Source organism: Rhizobium sophorae (assembly GCF_013087515.1).
In the GTDB taxonomy this organism is placed as follows: domain Bacteria; phylum Pseudomonadota; class Alphaproteobacteria; order Rhizobiales; family Rhizobiaceae; genus Rhizobium; species Rhizobium sophorae.
Genome location: NZ_JABFCN010000048.1, coordinates 163,178 through 179,681 on the forward strand (window position 1 = coordinate 163,178; position 16,504 = coordinate 179,681).

Here is a 16,504-nt window from a genome sequence, read left to right on the forward strand (position 1 = left end):
ATCAGTCCTTTGGTCATTGTTCATGATCGGGATATTGATGCGTTTCAGGTTCAGCCGAATGTGAAGGCGTAGGCCTGCACTCCGGGGTCGAGGAAGCGGATTTCGAAATTGCGGGCGGCGACCGGGCCGGACTGGCGGACAAGCTGGTAAAGTCTCGTCGCCGTCACCGTTCCGTTGCCGTCGGCATCGATGTCTGCGCCGTGGTCAAGCCCCGGCGCCTTGCCGTCGACCTTCACCTGGAAGCGGATCGGTTTGCCGCCGGCGCCGGATCCGAGAACGAGATGCAGATCGCGCGCGCTGAAGCGATAAGTGATGCCGCCGCCCGGCTGATCAAGGGCCGCCTGATCCGGGCCGACGATCCAGGTTCCGGAGAGGCCCCATCCATTGAGGCCCGGTTCGCTGATCGTATAATTTTGTGCCAGGTCAGCTTGCAGCCCTTCCGGAGAGGCGAAGTTCGTCGCCTGTTCGTAGCCAAGATAGGTCTCGCCGGAGCGGATATTGCGGAGATCAGGGGCTGCTTCCACGCCCTTGGCCTCCGGCGCGGCCGGCGCGCTTGCCGTCGCCTGGCTGCCGGCCTCGCGCAACAGGTCCTGAATGGCCTTTTCGGTCCTGTCGTAATTGCCTTCGCCGAAATGGTGGTAACGAATCTGACCCTTGGCATCGATCAGATAGGCGGCAGGCCAGTAGCTGTTTTCGAAAGCGCGCCAGATTTTGTAATCATTGTCGATCGCAACGGGATAGCCGATCTTGAAATCGTCGATTGCGCTTTTGACGTTGTCGATCTTCTTCTCGAAGGCAAATTCCGGGGCGTGGACGCCGATCACCACGAGGCCTTGATCGGCGTATTTTTCTGCCCAGGCCCTGACATAGGGGATGGTGCGAATGCAGTTGATGCAGGAATAGGTCCAGAAGTCGACGAGCACGACTTTGCCCCGCAATTGCTCTGATGTCAGAGGCTCAGAGTTCAGCCATTCGACCGCGCCGTCGAGCGAAGGGGCGCGGCCTTCGACGGGCAAGTCGCTGTGGAAGGGTTTCTGCGCATCAGCTGCGGCGATCACCACCTCGTTGCTCGCCAGCTCGGAAGATGCGCCACTGAGCGGCTTTGCATGCAGCCTGTCGAGCACGGCCTGTTCCAGCGATGTGGTGCTGGCATAGGAGAGCCGGGCGAGCAGGCTGGTATCCAGTCCAAGCGCGATGACGGCGACACCCGCCAGGACGGCAGCGCCGAGCCCTTGACGAATCCTGTCGCCAACGCCGAGCGAACGTTTCATGGCGGTGAATATCTGGCCACCGACCAGCAGGGCGACGGCAAGCGAACTCGCAGCGCCAGCGGCGTAGGCGATCAGCAGGAAGGTCGTTTGCAGATTGGCGCCCTGCAATGCGGCGCCGGTCAGCACCAGGCCGAGGATCGGACCGGCGCAGGGCGCCCAGAGCAGTCCGGTGGCGACGCCGAGAAGAAGCGCACTCTTCACGGTCGTGGTGCCGCGCCCGCCGCCGCTGGCGTTCACAAGATTGTTCCCAAGGTCGACGACCGGCCGTGCGAGCGTGCTTGCGAAACGCGGCGAAAGCAGGCTCGCGCCAAAGAGCGCAAGCAGGACGATGGCGGCAAGGCGGCCATATTCATTGGCGCGAATGGCCCAGCTGCCGCCGACTGCGGCAAGCGTTGCGACCAGCGCGAAGGTGGCAGCCATGCCCGCCAGCATGGGCAGCGTGCTCCGGACGAAGGGCTGTCCGGCACGGGCAAAGACGAAAGGGAGGATGGGGAGGATGCAGGGGCTGAGGATCGTCAGCGCGCCTCCGAGATAGGCAATGATCAGAAGTGTCATCATCGTTTCCTTTGAAACCGATTGATCGGGCTCTGGGCGGCGATGGGCCTGAACCAGCAACGTGGGGATATGGCCGGGCGGACGTATCCTCGATGTGTCCGGTTTTTCGGGGAAATGTACCGAACTATTGCGGTCGGGGGCGGGCGATACAAAGCGATACAAACTGCCGCCCGGCGGCGGGCTGTGGCGAAAGCGCCGCGTCCGGTGCGAGGCTTTGCTCGGTCGGCGCGATTGTATCAGAATGTATCCCGGCGGCCGGAAGCTACATCCGCATTCAATAACCGACGGCTCGCGACATATGGGCGATACAAGCGCAACCTCATATCAGCACCGTGATCCATTCGACAGGAGAGACCGATGTCAGAGCCAATCAACCATCACCGCCGCCGTTTCTTCGGCATGACGGCCGTCGCCCTTGCGGCCATCGAATTCGGCGTGACCGGCACGGCCGCCGCTCAATCAGCGACCGCCGCATCCCTGCCTGATGTCAAGGTGGGAACCCACACGTCCTTCGAAGCGCTGAAGCAGGTGAAGGCCGGCGTACTCGACATCGGTTATGCCGAGGCGGGGAAGGCGGATGGCCCTGTCGTGCTGCTGCTGCATGGCTGGCCCTATGACATCTATAGTTTCGTCGATGTCGCACCGCTGCTTGCTTCGGCAGGCTACAGGGTGATCGTGCCCTATCTGCGCGGCTACGGGACGACCCGCTTCCTGGACGACCAGACGCCGCGCAACGGCCAGCCGTCAGCGCTCGCCGCCGATATGATCGCGCTGCTCGATGCGCTCGATATCGAGAAGGCGGTCATTGCCGGCTACGACTGGGGCGGGCGAACCGCCAACATCATGGCGGCGCTCTGGCCGGAGCGCTGCAAGGCGATGGTCTCGGTGAGCGGCTACCTGATCGGCAGCCAGGAGGCCAACAAGAAGCCGCTGCCGCCGAAGGCCGAACTTGCCTGGTGGTATCAGTTCTATTTCGCCACCGAACGCGGTCGGCTGGGCTATGAGAGCAACACCCACGATTTCGCAAAGCTCATCTGGCAGACGGCTTCGCCGAAGTGGAACTTCGACGACGCGACATTCGACAGATCGGCCGCTGCCTTCGACAATCCCGACCATGTCGCCATCGTCATTCACAATTATCGCTGGCGCCTGGGGCTTGTCGAAGGCGAGGCAAAGTACGATGCCTACGAGACGACGCTCGCCGCAACGCCCGTCATTTCGGTGCCGACCATCACCATGGAGGGCGATGTAAACGGTGCGCCGCATCCGCAGCCTTCCGCTTATGCCGGAAAGTTCTCCGGCAGATACGAGCATCGCACGATCGGCGGAGGCATCGGCCACAACCTGCCTCAGGAGGCGCCTCAGGCCTTCGCGCAGGCTGTCATAGACGTCGATCGCTTTTAAGTCGACGGTATCGGGCTGCAGGGCCTCGTTGCTCCGGCCGCCGGAATATGCGTAGGTCGTGTCAACCGCCTCGATATGGGGCGGAGGACGCGGCCGCTTCTATCGGTAAGGAGCCGGGAAATATGGATCATGTCGATCACATCCTGATCGTCGATGACGATCGCGAAATCCGCGAGCTGGTCTCGGGCTATCTGCAGAAGAACGGCCTGCGCACGAGTGTTGCTGCCGACGGACGGCAGATGCGCAGTTTTATCGAGGCCAATGCCGTCGACCTGATCGTACTCGATGTTATGATGCCCGGTGACGACGGGCTGGTGCTGTGCCGCGAACTGCGCTCCGGCCGGCACAAGGCGATCCCGATCCTGATGCTGACGGCCCGCACCGACGAGATGGACCGGATCCTCGGCCTGGAGATGGGCGCCGACGACTATCTTCCCAAACCCTTTGCCGCGCGTGAACTGCTCGCCCGCATCAAGGCGGTGCTGCGGCGCACGCGGATGCTGCCGCCCAACCTGCAGATCAGTGAGGCCGGACAGTTGCTGACTTTCGGTGACTGGCGGCTCGATACGGTCGCCCGGCACCTTCTCGACAGCGAAGGGACCGCGATTGCGCTCAGCGGCGCCGAATACCGTCTGCTCCGCGTCTTCATCGATCACCCGCAACGTGTGCTTAATCGCGACCAGCTTCTGAGCCTGACGCAGGGCCGCGACGCCGATCTCTTCGATCGCTCCATCGATCTCCTGGTCAGCCGCCTGCGTCAGCGGCTGGGTGACGACGCACGCGAGCCGACCTACATCAAGACGGTGCGCAGCGAAGGTTATGTGTTTTCGGTTCCCGTCGAAATATCGGAGCCGCGCCAATGAAGGCGGCAATCCCCTTGCCTTCGGGCCTGACGTGGCCGAGTACGTTGCGGTCGCGGATCTTCCTGATCCTGCTGATCGGACTGGCCTTGGCCTACGGGCTGTCCTTCAGTGTGCTCTATATGGAGCGGTACATGTCGGCCAAGGCGGTGATGCTCGGCACGCTGGAAAACGACGTCGCAACGTCGATTGCCGTTCTCGACCGGCTTCCGCCAGCCGAACGCGGCGATCTGCTGGACCGGCTGAGCCGCGGCAATTACCGTTTCGTGCTCGGACCCGGCCTTCCCGGCGTGCCCGACACGTCAAGCAAAGGGGCGGAAATCTCAGGAAAGATCGAGGAGGCCATCGGGCACCGCTTTCCCATCCGGATCGAACGGATTCCCGGCGATGTGAACCGGCTGCAGGCGCATCTGACGCTGAGCGACGGAAGCCCCTTGACGATCGACGTCACGCCGAAGGGCGTCATGCCGATTGCCGCATGGCTGCCTTATGTCTTTATCGTCCAGATGGCTCTGCTGATCCTCTGCACCTGGTTTGCGGTTCGCCAGGCGATCCGGCCGCTCGGCGAGCTTGCCGCCGCCGCCGATGCTCTCGACCCGAACAAGGACGGTCCGGCCTTGAGCGAGGCGGGGCCGAGCGAGGTCGCGCATGCGGCAAGGGCGTTCAACGCGATGCGGGAGAGGATTGCCCATTACCTCGAAGAGCGTGTCCAGATCCTGGCGGCAATCTCGCATGACCTGCAGACGCCGATCACCCGCATGCGGCTGCGCGCCGACATGGCGGAGGAGTCGCCGGAGAAAGACAAGCTGGTGCATGATCTCGGCGAGATCCAGCGTCTCGTCCAGGATGGCATTGCCTATGCGCGCAGCGCGCATGGCAACGGCGAGAAGAGCACCCGCATCGATCTCGCCTCGTTCATCGACAGCATAGCCTATGACTACCAGGATACCGGAAAGGCCGTCACCGTCGCCGGGCTGGTTCAGGGCGCTGTCGTCACCAAGCCGCATGCGCTTCGCCGAATCCTGTCGAACTTCATCGACAATGCGCTGAAGTTCGCCGGTGCTGCCGAGATCAGCGTCGAGCGCAGCGCCGAGAACGATATCGTCATCACAGTCATGGATCGCGGGCCGGGAATTCCGGACGAGATGCTGGAAGCCGCCATGCAGCCTTTCTTCCGGCTGGAGCAATCCCGCAACCGGGAGACCGGCGGCACCGGTCTCGGTCTTGCGATCGCCCAGCAGCTGACGGCCAAGATCGGCGGATCACTCCGGCTCTACAATCGCGCCGGCGGTGGTCTGGCGGCAGAAGTCACCATTCGTTGACGTCGGCAGTCGCCGCAAAATTTCGAGATGTTTGTATGTAAAGATGTCCTCGACATCGGATGCTACGTTTTGTGACATTTCGGGCGATTTCGGAAACATGGCGGATATATCCGTCGGTCAAACCACACTCCGTCAACCCGGCCGCGCTGCGCGGCCAGTCGCTTGGAGCGACGCAACACAAGGAGTGTTCCATGACAAAGATCGACAAGGTTCTCTATACCGGCAAGACCCACACGACGGGCGGGCGCGATGGCGCCTCGCGCAGCGACGACGGACAGTTGGAGATCAAGCTTTCGCCTCCGGGCAGCAACCGCACCGGCACCAATCCAGAACAGCTTTTCGCCGCCGGATGGTCTGCCTGCTTCATCGGCGCGATCGGCTTTGCCGCGGCCAATCAAAAGGTCAAGCTCCCCGCCGATCTTGCCGTCGACACCGAGGTCGATTTGGGGACGGCCGATGGCGGCTATTTCCTGCAGGCCCGTCTCAAGGTCAGCCTGCCGGGGATCGAAGCGGATGTGGCAAGAGCACTCATCGAAGAGGCTCACCAGACCTGCCCCTACTCGAAGGCTACACGCGGTAATATTCATGTCGAATTGAGCGTTGCCTGACGAATACATTGCCCGCCGAAGGCCATTGCCTGCGGCGACAAAGGACAGGAGCCGAAAGCAAACAGGGCGAGGCCGACCGGGCCTCGCCGATGGAGGATCTGATGAGATTGCTGATCATCTGCATTCTGGGGGCGGCAGTCTTCGCCGCGCCCTGCATCTACGACGTAAGCTCACAGGAGCCTTCGCCGCTTGCGGGCCTTGTGACGGCGGCAGCGTCGTCCTCCGGGGAGCCGCGGCCGTTCCAGCCCCTCTTTCAAGTCATCAGGGAGAAGACCCGTGAAGCTCTATCAGAATGAAATTTCCTCGGCGACGTCGCGAGTCCGTATCGCGCTCGCCCTGAAGGGATTGACGGCGGAAACACTGCCGGTGACCATCCTCGGCGAAGATGCCGAGAGCCGGCAGGCCGGATATCGCAGCGTCAATCCGCAAGGGCTGGTGCCGGCCTTGCTGACGGATAGCGGCGTCCTCATCACCCAGTCGCTGGCGATCGTCGAATATCTCGACGAGATTCACCCCGAACCGCCGCTGCTGACTGGCACGGCGGAGGGCAGGGCGCTGGCGCGGTCGATCGCGCTAGCGATCGCAACAGAGATCCATGCGTTGCTGCCGCCGCGCATCGGCCTGCATCTCAAAACGGCCTTCCAGGCGGATGCCGATGCCATTGCTGCCTGGAGCCGTCACTGGGTTGGCGAGGGAATGGCCGCTGTAGAGACGATGATAGCAGGCCGCAGGCAAGGCGCCTTCGCCATCGGCGATCGGCCGGGTATTGCCGATATCTTTCTCTTCCCGCAGGCGATCAGCGCCCGGCGCATGGGCTTCGATCTCGCCCTGTGGCCCAATATCGCGGAGATTGTCGGCAGGCTCGAGGCGATCCCGGCTTTCCAGGAGAATGCGCCGGCGCCGAGACGATGATGCGATCGATGAAGAAGCGACCGCAAACGATGGCGGCCGTTTCTTTTCTCAGCGGTTGACCCTTGCCTGCAGATGCGCAGGATATCGATCGCCTTCCACCTTGATGGTGGCGAGCGCGCTTTCGATATTGCCGAGATCCTCGGCCGTCAATTCGACCTCGGCGGCCCGGATGTTCTCCTCCAGGCGATACAGTTTGGTGGTGCCGGGGATCGGCACGATCCAAGTTTTTTGCGCCAGCAGCCATGCGAGAGCCACCTGGGCGGAGGTGGCGTTCTTGCAGGCGGCGATTTCGGCGAGGAGATCGACGAGGGTCTGGTTGGCCTTTCGCGCTTCCTGAGAAAAGCGCGGCGCGATGTTGCGGAAGTCCTCGCTGTCAAAGGTCGTCGTTTCGCTGATCGCGCCGGTGAGGAAGCCCTTGCCGAGCGGGCTGAAGGGCACGAAACCGATGCCGAGCTCTTCGAGCACCGGCAGGATTTCGTGCTCGGGTTCGCGCCACCATAGCGAATATTCACTCTGCAACGCCGCCACCGGCTGGACGGCATGGGCGCGGCGGATCGTCTGGACGCCCGCTTCCGAGAGACCGAAATGCCTGACCTTGCCCTCGGCGATCAGTGCCTTGACCGTGCCTGCGACGTCCTCGATCGGAACATCCGGATCGACGCGATGCTGGTAGAACAGATCGATGACATCGGTCTTCAAGCGCTTCAGCGCCTGGTCGGCGACCGCGCGGATCTGCTCCGGCCGGCTGTTCATGCCGCTCTGGCCACCACTGGTATCGAAGTTGAAACCGAATTTCGTAGCGATCACCACCTCCTCGCGGAAGGGGGCGAGCGCCTCTCCCAGAAGCTCTTCGTTCTTATAGGGGCCATAGGCCTCGGCGGTGTCGAAGAAGGTCACGCCGCGTTCGAACGCGCGGCGGATCAGTGCGGTCGCTTCCTGAATATCTGTCGCCGGGCCATAGCCGTAACTCAGCCCCATGCAGCCGAGACCGATAGCCGAGACATGAAGTCCGTTCTTTCCAAGTCCACGTTTCTGCATAGAAGTTTCCTTTTCTAACCTTGGTATTGCGTGTCGGTGACATGCTCCATCCAGTCGACGACCTCGCCGTCGAGCTGTTCCTGGATGGCGATATGAGTCATCGCCGTCGTCGGCGATGCGCCGTGCCAATGGCGTTCACCCGGTCCGAAGCAGACGACGTCGCCGGCGCGGATCTCCTCGATGGGACCGCCTTCGCGCTGGACGCGACCGCAACCTGATGTGACGACCAGCGTCTGGCCGAGCGGATGGGTGTGCCAGGCGGTGCGGGCTCCGGGCTCGAAGGTGACGCTGGCGCCGGCCGCGCGTGCAGGGCTGGCCACGGCAAACAGCGGATCCACGCGCACGCTGCCGGTGAACCAATCGGCTGGTCCCTTGGCCGAAGGCTGCGAACCGCTTCGCTTGATCTCCATCTCGTCTTCCTTCCAACGTCGGGGTGGGTCCAGGTGAACAAGTCCGCCTGGGCAGGACAAGTCCGCCTGGGCAGGACAGGTCTGGCTGGGCAGATAGGTCTGCCTGGGCAGATGCGTCTGCCCGGGATGACAGGATATTTAGCGCGTGCGCTTGGTCGTGATTAGATAGTATAAACGGCAAGAACCCATGAGAAATTTTCATAAATGCCGCGCCCTGCCGTCAACGACCTCGTCGCCTTCATCGCCGTCGCGCGCGCTCAAAGCTTCACCAAGGCGGCGGGCAAGCTCGGTGTGTCGCAGTCGGCGCTCAGCCACACCATCCGAGGGCTTGAGGAACGGCTTGGACTGCGATTGCTGACACGCACGACCCGTAGCGTTTCGCCGACGGAGGCCGGCGAACGCCTGCTCGTCTCCATAGGACCGCGGCTCGACGAGATCGAGAGCGAACTGGCTGCTTTAAGCGCGTTCCGGGAGAAGCCGGCAGGCACCATCCGCATCAATGCCGGCGAGCATGCGGCCGACGCCGTCCTCTGGCCCGCCTTGCAAAAGCTCCTGCCTGATTATCCCGATATCAATGTCGAGATCATCGTTGACTACGGTCTGGCCGACATCGTCGCGGAGCGCTACGATGCGGGGGTGCGGCTTGGAGAACAGGTGGCGAAGGACATGATTGCGGTGCGCATCGGCCCCGATATGCGCATGGCCGTTGTCGGCGCTCCCGCCTATTTCGACACCAGGGCGAAGCCGCTGACGCCGCAGGACCTTACGGATCACAATTGCATCAATCTGCGCCTGCCGACCTATGGCAGCGTTTATGCGTGGGAGTTCGAGAAGGATGGGCGCGAGCTCAGGGTTCGCGTCGAAGGACAGTTGGTCTTCAACAATATAGCGCTCCGGCTGAATGCCGTGCTGGCCGGTCTGGGCCTCGCCTATATGCCGGAGAACTTGGTCGAGACGCATCTTGCCGATGGGCGGCTGGTGCGGGTCCTCGAGGATTGGTGCCTGCCGTTTTCCGGCTACCATCTCTACTATCCGAGCCGCAGGCATATGTCGCCGGCATTCGCCCTCGTCGTCGATGCACTTCGCTATCGGGGATAAGTCTCGCCGTTTCGAGCTGGCCGGACAGGGCATAGATCCGAACTACCTGACGTCCAATCGATTGGCTCTTGGCGAAGGTGAAATCATGCGCGCTTGACTATTTGACATTCCATCGGTCGCCACTAATTCCCGTTATAAGCTGAAGGAAACAATGAATGAATACTGCTATACCTGCCATGAAAGCCCGGACTGGCGTGTCCGGTTTGGACACAATTCTGGCAGGGGGGCTTTCGCCGGGGCACGTGTTTCTCCTGGAGGGAAATCCAGGGGCGGGAAAGACAACGATTGCATTGCAGTTTCTGATCGAGGGTGCGCGGATCGGCGAGCAGGGGCTCTACATCACCCTTTCCGAAACCGATGGTGAGCTTCGTGCCGGTGCGGCATCGCACGGGATGGTGATCGACGGCCATATCGAGGTCTTCGAGGTCGTGCCTCCGGAAAGCCTGCTGGATGCCGACCAGCAGCAGAGCCTGCTCTATTCATCAGACCTGGAACTCGGAGAGACGACAAAGGAGATCTTTGCCGCTTTCGAGCGGGTTAAGCCCAGTCGTGTGGTTCTCGACAGCCTGTCGGAGATCAGGCTGCTGGCGCAAAGCTCGCTGCGCTACCGGCGGCAGATCCTCGCGCTCAAACACTATTTTGCCCGGCAGGGGGCGACAGTCCTTTTGCTCGATGATCTGACGTCCGACGTGCTTGACAAAACGGTTCATAGCGTCGTGCACGGCGTCATCCATCTCGAGGAGATGGCGCCGAGCTATGGGGCCGAGCGCCGGCGGCTCAGGATCACGAAATACCGTGGGCAAGCCTTCCGCGGCGGTTTCCACGATTTCACCATTCAAACCGGCGGCGTCGTTGTTTTTCCACGTCTCGTCGCCGCCGAACATCGGTCGACCTATGTCCGCGATGAGTTATCCTCAAATATTCCGGAACTGGACCTTCTATTGGGCGGGGGGTTGGAGAGAGGTTCCAGTACACTTATCCTCGGTCCATCCGGTACCGGCAAGAGCACTTTCTCGTTTCAATTCCTGGTCGCGGCGGTTGCGCGTGGCGAGAGAGCCGCGGCCTTCATCTTCGACGAAGAGCTTGGCCTGCTCTTTACGCGGCTCAAGGCGCTGGGAATAGATCTCGAGACTCTAAGGAGCAGCGGTCTAATTCACATCGAACAGCTCGACGCCGCTGAACTGTCACCAGGTGAATTCGCGCATCGCGTGCGCGAGTGCGTGGACAAGTCGAATGCCAAGACCGTCATCATCGACAGCATCAACGGCTATCAAGCATCGATGCCGGATGAAAATTCGCTGATCCTTCACATGCATGAGTTGCTTCAATATTTGAACAGGCAAGGCGCCAATACCTTCCTTACCGTTGCACAGCATGGACTTGTCGGCGACATGAAGGCGCCTGTCGACGTGACCTATCTTGCGGACACAGTCATACTGTTGCGCTACTTCGAGGCCGCGGGGAGGGTGCGGCGAGCGGTGTCCGTGATCAAGAAAAGAACTGGGCTGCATGAGGATACAATCCGAGAGTATCGTATCGACAGTTCGGGGCTGACGTTCGGGGATCCTCTGGTCGGGTTCCAGGGTGTGCTTCGCGGCGTTCCCGAATTTGTCACTAGCGCAGAGCCGCTCCTGTCGACTGATGGCGGGGATCGCGGCAATTCCTAACTCCGTAAAGCCGAAAGCATTGATCTATACTCCTGCCGGACGCGATGCCCAGGTGGCGGTATCGCTAATCGACGAAGCCGGCCTATCATCGATCGCGGCTGCCGACCTGAATGTCTTTGCCTCTTTACTTAACGATGAGATCGCGCTTGGCGTGCTGACCGAAGAGGCCGTTCGCTGGAGCGATTTGAAGCCAATTGCTGCCTGGGTCTCCGCCCAGCCAAGCTGGTCCGATCTACCGTTCATCGTGCTCACCACGCGCGGCGGCGGACCTGAACGAAATCCGGCCGCTGCCAGGCTTTCAGAGGTTCTCGGCAACGTCACTTTCCTGGAAAGGCCGTTCCATGCGACCTCCTTCATCAGTATTGCGCGGACCGCGTTAAAAGGGCGCCTGCGCCAATATGAGGCTCAAGCTCAGCTCGAGGCTTTGGGCGAGGGCGAGCGACGGTTGCAGACGGCGCTTGCAGCCGGTCGTCTTGGGGCGTGGGAGCTGGAGCTATCCTCGATGGCCCTGTCTGCCTCGGCCACCTGCAAGGCAGTCTTCGGCCGAAAGCCGGACGATGATGTCACACGCGACGATCTGATCGCAAGCATCCATCCCGACGACCGAGATCTTGTGCTGGCACGCCTGCGCGAGACGATCGATACCGGACGCGACTATTCGATCGAGCACAGGACAATCTGGCCGGATGGTTCACTCCATTGGACGGAGGTCCATGCGCAGCTTTATTCCGACAGATATGGTTCCGCGAGGAAACTCGTCGGGGTCTGTTCCGATACCACCGCCCGCAAGACCATCGAGGAAAATCTGAGACGCCTCAATGAAAACCTCGAAGAGCGTGTGCGGGAACGGACGAGGGAGGTCAACGCCGCTCACCAGACGCTGCTCGAAGAAGTCGCCCAGCGTGAAAAAGCCGAGGAGCAGCTACGCCAATCGCAGAAGATGGAGGCAATCGGTCAGTTGACCGGCGGCGTCGCCCACGATTTCAACAATTTGCTGATGGTCGTTCTTGGAAATCTGGAATTACTCGGCAAGCACGTTGCCGGAGATGCCAAGGCGACGCGTCTGGTTGAGGGGGCAGTGCAGGGTGCGAGGCGCGGAGCGGCTCTGACGCAACGGCTGCTGGCTTTTGCCCGGCAGCAGGATCTGCAGGTCAAGCCTGTCGATCTGGCCGAGCTAGTCTCGGGCATGAACGACCTGCTGCAGCGCTCGGTCGGATCCTCGATCAGCATCGAAACCAATCTGCCGACAAGCCTGCCGCCGGCCCTGGTTGATGCGAACCAGCTCGAATTGGCGCTGCTCAACCTTGCAGTCAATGCCCGTGATGCGATGCCGGATGGCGGGACGTTGGCCATATCGCTGCGCGAGGAAGAGGTTGTCGGCGATGGCGGCGCTCTCGGTAAAGGGGGCTATCTTGTGCTGGCAGTGGCCGACAGCGGCACCGGCATGGACGCGGAAACATTGAAGAAGGCGGTCGATCCGTTTTTCTCGACCAAGGAACTCGGAAAGGGCACAGGCCTCGGCTTATCGATGATCCACGGACTTGCCGTTCAGCTCAATGGCGCACTTCTTCTGACCAGCGAGCTTGGTGTCGGAACGACCGCCGAACTGTGGCTTCCGGCGACCGAACGGCGCCCCGAGCGGCCAGCCGAGGCGGAGCTGCCCGTCCCGCAAGCGGCATCCAGACTGAAGATTCTGCTCGTCGATGACGATGCCTTGATTGCCATGAGTTCGGTCGACATGCTTGAAGATCTCGGCCACGAGGTCGTCGAAGCAAACTCCGGCTCGCAGGCGCTAGAACTGATCAGCAGCGGTCAGCATTTCGACCTTGTCATTACCGACTATTCGATGCCCGGTATGACCGGCGCACAGCTCGCCCAGGCTGCGCGCGACATTCATCCGGAATTGCCGATCGTGCTGGCGACAGGCTACGCCGATCTTCCTGCCGGTACCGATATCGATCTTCCGAGATTGGCAAAGCCCTATGATCAGACTCAGCTCGCCAAGGAAATCGCCAAGGCGATGGCAAGCGAAACGGTTTCGCTTCTTAGATCCGGCATTGACGCAGGTGGTTCAATGCCTCGCCTCTCCAAGGCCAACGATGTCAGCGATGAAATCGGCGATGGCGCCTGTGTCGTCTAGATCGAAGAATGGCAGGGCCGTATCCGTAACGGCATGATCAGCAGCGATGGCGCAGATATGGGGATCGCTCGGCGCCAACGGTTCACGATTGGCGGCCTCCAGGCGGCGGGCCTCGATCTTCGGAATCGCTTCGCGTTTGTAGCCTTCGATCAGCACGAGATCGCAGGGTGCGAGACGGGCGAGGATCTCCTCGAACTCAGGTTCGGGGGCGCCGCGCAGTTCGTGCATGATGGCGTAGCGTGTGCCGGAGACGATGGTGACCTCATGGGCTCCGGCCTGGCGATGGCGGTAACTGTCGGCCCCGACCTTGTCGATGTCGAAATCGTGATGGGCGTGCTTGATCGTCGAAATCTTGTAACCACGGCGGGTGAACTCCGTCACCAGCCGGACGGCGAGACCCGTCTTGCCCGAGTTCTTCCAGCCGGCGATGCCGAAGATTTTCGGTGCGGTCATGCGCGAAGGGCCTCCAGCCAGCGTTCCGCCTCGACGAGATCGTCGGGCGTGTTGATGTTGAAGAAGGGATCGAGCAGGCTGGCGCGGGTCGGATGCAGCGGGAACACGACTTCCGTAACGTCATGCCGCGACAGGAAGTCGCGCACGCGGCGCTTCTCGTCGGTGGCGATCCAGGCTTCGAGATCGGCGGACAGCGTCACCGGCCAAAGCCCGAAGACGGGATGGCTGCGGCCCTCGGAGGCGGCAATGGCGATCTGCGAGGGGTGCTCGACCGCTGCGGCCAGCCGGGCGACCAGATCGGCCGGGAAGAACGGGCAATCGACCGAGACGGTGACGACATGGGTGATCGAGGGCAGGCCGGAGGCATAGACCATGGCCGCATGGATGCCGGCCATCGGCCCGGCCTTGCCGGGAAAAAGGTCCGGAACGACAGGCACGCCCTCGGCGGTGGTATCGGCATTGACCGCAACGAGCAAGGTCTGTTGCGAGAGGCGGGTCAGTGCATGGCGGAGCAGGCTCTCGGCCCCGAGCATTACGCCCGCCTTGTCGTGGCCCATGCGCTGCGAGCGGCCGCCGGCCAACACGACGCCTGCTATGTTAGATCTGTCGAGCGAGAATTCAGTCATCACACTGCCTCAGAATCCTTCCTCAGACCGGCGCGCGCGGCGCGGATTCCTGCGCGATAGGAGACACGCGGCGCTTGGCCTCACGATAGAACGTATAGAGGCCGGAGGCGATGACGATTGCAGCCCCCACGAGCGTCCAGCTGTCAGGCACTTCGGCAAAGAAGAAGAAACCCAGCAGGGAGGAGAAGATCAGGCTGGTATAGCGGAACGGCGCGACGAATGAGATTTCGCCGGTGCGCATGGCGAGGATGACCGACTGGTAGCCGACGAGCACCAATACAGAGGCAAGCAGGAGATGCCCGAGCGCGCTGGCGCTGACCGGCTGCCAGCCGCCGAGCACCGGGATGAGCAGCGCGCCGAAGAAGGAGGCTGACATGGCGGTGATGACGGTTATCATCAGCGAGGGGATTTCCGGACTGATGCTCCGGGTGGCGAGATCACGGCCGGCCGTCGTTAGCACCGCGGCGACGCAGAGCAGGGCGGCGGCGGTGAATCCTTCCGGGCCGGGGCGGATGATGATCATCACGCCGACGAGGCCGACGAGGATCGCCGACCAGCGCCGCCAGCCGACCGGCTCGCTGAAGAAGAGCGCCGCACCGAAGGTGACGACCAGCGGCAGCGATTGCAGGATCGCCGAGGCATTGGCGATCGGCATCATGCCGAGCGCGGTTATATAGGTGACGGCGGAGAGCGTCTCACAGATGATCCTGAAGATGATCATCGGCTGCAGCATGATGCGCCAGGAACGCAGTGCGCCCATTTTCCAGGCGATCAGATAGACGAGCAGGCTGGTGAAAAGGCCGCGCAGGAACATGATTTCGCCGGCGTTCATATAGGCGATCACCGATTTGGATAGAGCGTCGCTCGCGGAAAAGCCGGCCATCGCCATGCTCATATAGATGGCGCCCTGAGTATTGCGTGACCGCGGCATGAACAGATTCCCGTTACCTGTGCGCCCCTTTTAGTCGCGAAGATGCATGAAGGGAATCGGTTGAATGTCACACCAGGCATAAATCGATGATGCGGTGCACAATGGCACTGATGTCAACGTAGGCGTGTGGGTGGAAGTCCAGGCAAATCTCCGTTTTATACGCGGAATTCTGATAGTTCCGACGCCGCAATCAAGGCGTCGACGACGAGGCGCCGTCGCATTGCCGGTTCGGGCCATAGACGTTTTTCTCTTCCTGCGCGGGAAACGGGTGGCTGTATCGCCTGATGTTTGAGCATCTGAGATCTCGCAACAACCCAGGAGAGACCGATATGACACTTCTCAACGACAAGATCGCAATCATCACCGGCGCAAGCTCCGGCATCGGCCGCGCGGCGGCGAAACTCTTTGCGCGGGAAGGCGCCAAGCTCGTGGTTACCGGCCGGCGGCAGGACGCGCTCGATGCCGTCATCGCCGAAATCGAGGCGGAGGGTGGTCAGGCCGTCGCTATATCCGGCGATGTCAGGGACGAGGCTCTGCAGGCAAGGCTCGTCGAGACGGCAGTCTCGCGTTTTGGCCGGCTCGACATCGCCTTCAACAATGCCGGCATCATCGGTGAGATGGGGCCGGTCGCCGGGTTGTCGCTGGAGGGCTGGCGCGAGACGATCGAGACCAATCTCACCGCCGCCTTCCTCGGCGCCAAGCACCAGTCGGCGGCGATGGGAAAAGGTGGCGGATCGCTGATCTTCACCTCGACTTTCGTCGGTCACACCGTCGGCATGCCCGGCATGGCCGCCTATGCGGCGAGCAAGGCGGGTCTGATCGGCTTCGTGCAGGTGCTCGCAGCCGAACTCGGAGCGCAGAAGATCCGCGTCAACGCCCTGCTGCCCGGTGGCACCGATACTCCCGCCAGCATCACCAACGCACCTGATGCCACGCCGGAGGTGCTCGCCTTCGTCGAGGGATTGCATGCGCTGAAACGCATGGCGCAACCCGAAGAGATCGCCAATGCGGCGCTTTTCCTCGCCTCCGACATGTCGAGCTTCGTGACCGGCACGGCAATGCTGGCGGATGGCGGCGTTTCGATCAGCCGGACATAGGGGCAGGAAATAGGGTGTGCTGTGGCAACCAGCCGTGCGCGTCTGGGACCCAGCCACCCGCCCTCGTCCTTCGAGGCTCCGGCCTGCGGCCTGCGCGCCTCAGGATGAAGGG

General features: G+C 61.9%; 16 protein-coding genes. 10 read left to right on the plus strand and 6 right to left on the minus strand.

Annotated elements, in window-relative coordinates; all coding sequences use genetic code 11:
- Positions 1–50: 50 nt before the first annotated feature.
- Positions 51–1,826, minus strand: coding sequence for a cytochrome c biogenesis protein DipZ (locus G9X64_RS26555; RefSeq protein ID WP_171377671.1), 1,776 nt, complete (start codon positions 1,824–1,826; stop codon positions 51–53).
- 357 nt (positions 1,827–2,183) lie between these two features.
- Here G9X64_RS26555 and G9X64_RS26560 point away from each other — a divergent pair, with 357 nt between their 5' ends.
- The 6 genes from G9X64_RS26560 (at position 2,184) to maiA (ending at position 6,932) form a co-directional block, all read left to right on the plus strand.
- Entirely contained in the window at positions 2,184–3,230 is a 1,047-nt protein-coding gene (locus G9X64_RS26560; protein ID WP_171377672.1) for an alpha/beta fold hydrolase, read from the plus strand.
- A 122-nt stretch (positions 3,231–3,352) separates the two neighbouring features.
- Complete coding sequence (locus G9X64_RS26565) at positions 3,353–4,093, plus strand: response regulator (RefSeq protein WP_168310860.1); 741 nt, start codon at positions 3,353–3,355, stop codon at positions 4,091–4,093.
- A complete protein-coding gene (locus G9X64_RS26570) occupies positions 4,090–5,412 on the plus strand; it encodes a sensor histidine kinase (protein WP_171377673.1) in 1,323 nt (440 codons plus the stop codon). Before G9X64_RS26565 ends, G9X64_RS26570 begins: the two co-directional genes overlap by 4 nt.
- A gap of 191 nt (positions 5,413–5,603) precedes the next feature.
- On the plus strand, positions 5,604–6,020 hold the full coding sequence (locus G9X64_RS26575) for an organic hydroperoxide resistance protein (protein WP_171377674.1): 417 nt from the start codon (positions 5,604–5,606) through the stop codon (positions 6,018–6,020).
- A 101-nt stretch (positions 6,021–6,121) separates the two neighbouring features.
- A complete protein-coding gene (locus G9X64_RS26580) occupies positions 6,122–6,316 on the plus strand; it encodes a hypothetical protein (RefSeq protein ID WP_171377675.1) in 195 nt (64 codons plus the stop codon).
- Positions 6,297–6,932, plus strand: coding sequence for a maleylacetoacetate isomerase (maiA, locus tag G9X64_RS26585; RefSeq protein WP_168310856.1), 636 nt, complete (start codon positions 6,297–6,299; stop codon positions 6,930–6,932). Before G9X64_RS26580 ends, maiA begins: the two co-directional genes overlap by 20 nt.
- Positions 6,933–6,980: 48 nt before the next feature.
- On the opposite strand, the gene G9X64_RS26590 is transcribed toward maiA, so the two are convergent.
- Entirely contained in the window at positions 6,981–7,970 is a 990-nt protein-coding gene (locus tag G9X64_RS26590) for an aldo/keto reductase (RefSeq protein WP_171377676.1), read from the minus strand.
- 14 nt (positions 7,971–7,984) lie between these two features.
- A complete protein-coding gene (locus G9X64_RS26595) occupies positions 7,985–8,380 on the minus strand; it encodes a (R)-mandelonitrile lyase (RefSeq protein WP_171377677.1) in 396 nt (131 codons plus the stop codon).
- A gap of 204 nt (positions 8,381–8,584) precedes the next feature.
- Here G9X64_RS26595 and G9X64_RS26600 point away from each other — a divergent pair, with 204 nt between their 5' ends.
- The 3 genes from G9X64_RS26600 to G9X64_RS26610 all read left to right on the plus strand — a co-directional run bounded on the left by G9X64_RS26600 (position 8,585) and on the right by G9X64_RS26610 (position 13,285).
- A complete protein-coding gene (locus G9X64_RS26600) occupies positions 8,585–9,478 on the plus strand; it encodes a LysR family transcriptional regulator (RefSeq protein ID WP_171377678.1) in 894 nt (297 codons plus the stop codon).
- Positions 9,479–9,633: 155 nt separating this feature from the next.
- Positions 9,634–11,145 (plus strand): ATPase domain-containing protein, encoded by a 1,512-nt coding sequence (locus G9X64_RS26605; protein WP_168310853.1) that lies wholly within the window; start codon positions 9,634–9,636, stop codon positions 11,143–11,145.
- Positions 11,120–13,285 carry a hybrid sensor histidine kinase/response regulator gene (locus tag G9X64_RS26610; protein ID WP_171377805.1) on the plus strand — a complete coding sequence of 722 codons (2,166 nt, stop codon included), beginning with the start codon at positions 11,120–11,122 and terminating at the stop codon, positions 13,283–13,285. The genes G9X64_RS26605 and G9X64_RS26610 overlap by 26 nt, the downstream gene beginning before the upstream one ends.
- On the opposite strand, the gene mobB is transcribed toward G9X64_RS26610, so the two are convergent.
- Genes mobB through G9X64_RS26625 form a run of 3 tightly spaced genes read right to left on the minus strand, consistent with a single transcriptional unit; the run spans position 13,217 to position 15,295 of the window.
- On the minus strand, positions 13,217–13,738 hold the full coding sequence (gene mobB, locus G9X64_RS26615; RefSeq protein ID WP_171377679.1) for a molybdopterin-guanine dinucleotide biosynthesis protein B: 522 nt from the start codon (positions 13,736–13,738) through the stop codon (positions 13,217–13,219). The two genes, G9X64_RS26610 and mobB, sit on opposite strands and share 69 nt — an antisense overlap.
- Positions 13,735–14,364 carry a molybdenum cofactor guanylyltransferase MobA gene (mobA, locus tag G9X64_RS26620; protein WP_171377680.1) on the minus strand — a complete coding sequence of 210 codons (630 nt, stop codon included), beginning with the start codon at positions 14,362–14,364 and terminating at the stop codon, positions 13,735–13,737. Before mobA ends, mobB begins: the two co-directional genes overlap by 4 nt.
- 22 nt (positions 14,365–14,386) lie before the next feature.
- Positions 14,387–15,295: a DMT family transporter gene (locus tag G9X64_RS26625; RefSeq protein WP_168310850.1), complete on the minus strand. Its 909-nt coding sequence runs from the start codon at positions 15,293–15,295 to the stop codon at positions 14,387–14,389.
- A 329-nt stretch (positions 15,296–15,624) separates the two neighbouring features.
- Here G9X64_RS26625 and G9X64_RS26630 point away from each other — a divergent pair, with 329 nt between their 5' ends.
- Positions 15,625–16,392, plus strand: coding sequence for an SDR family oxidoreductase (locus G9X64_RS26630; protein WP_168310849.1), 768 nt, complete (start codon positions 15,625–15,627; stop codon positions 16,390–16,392).
- Positions 16,393–16,504 lie beyond the last annotated feature (112 nt).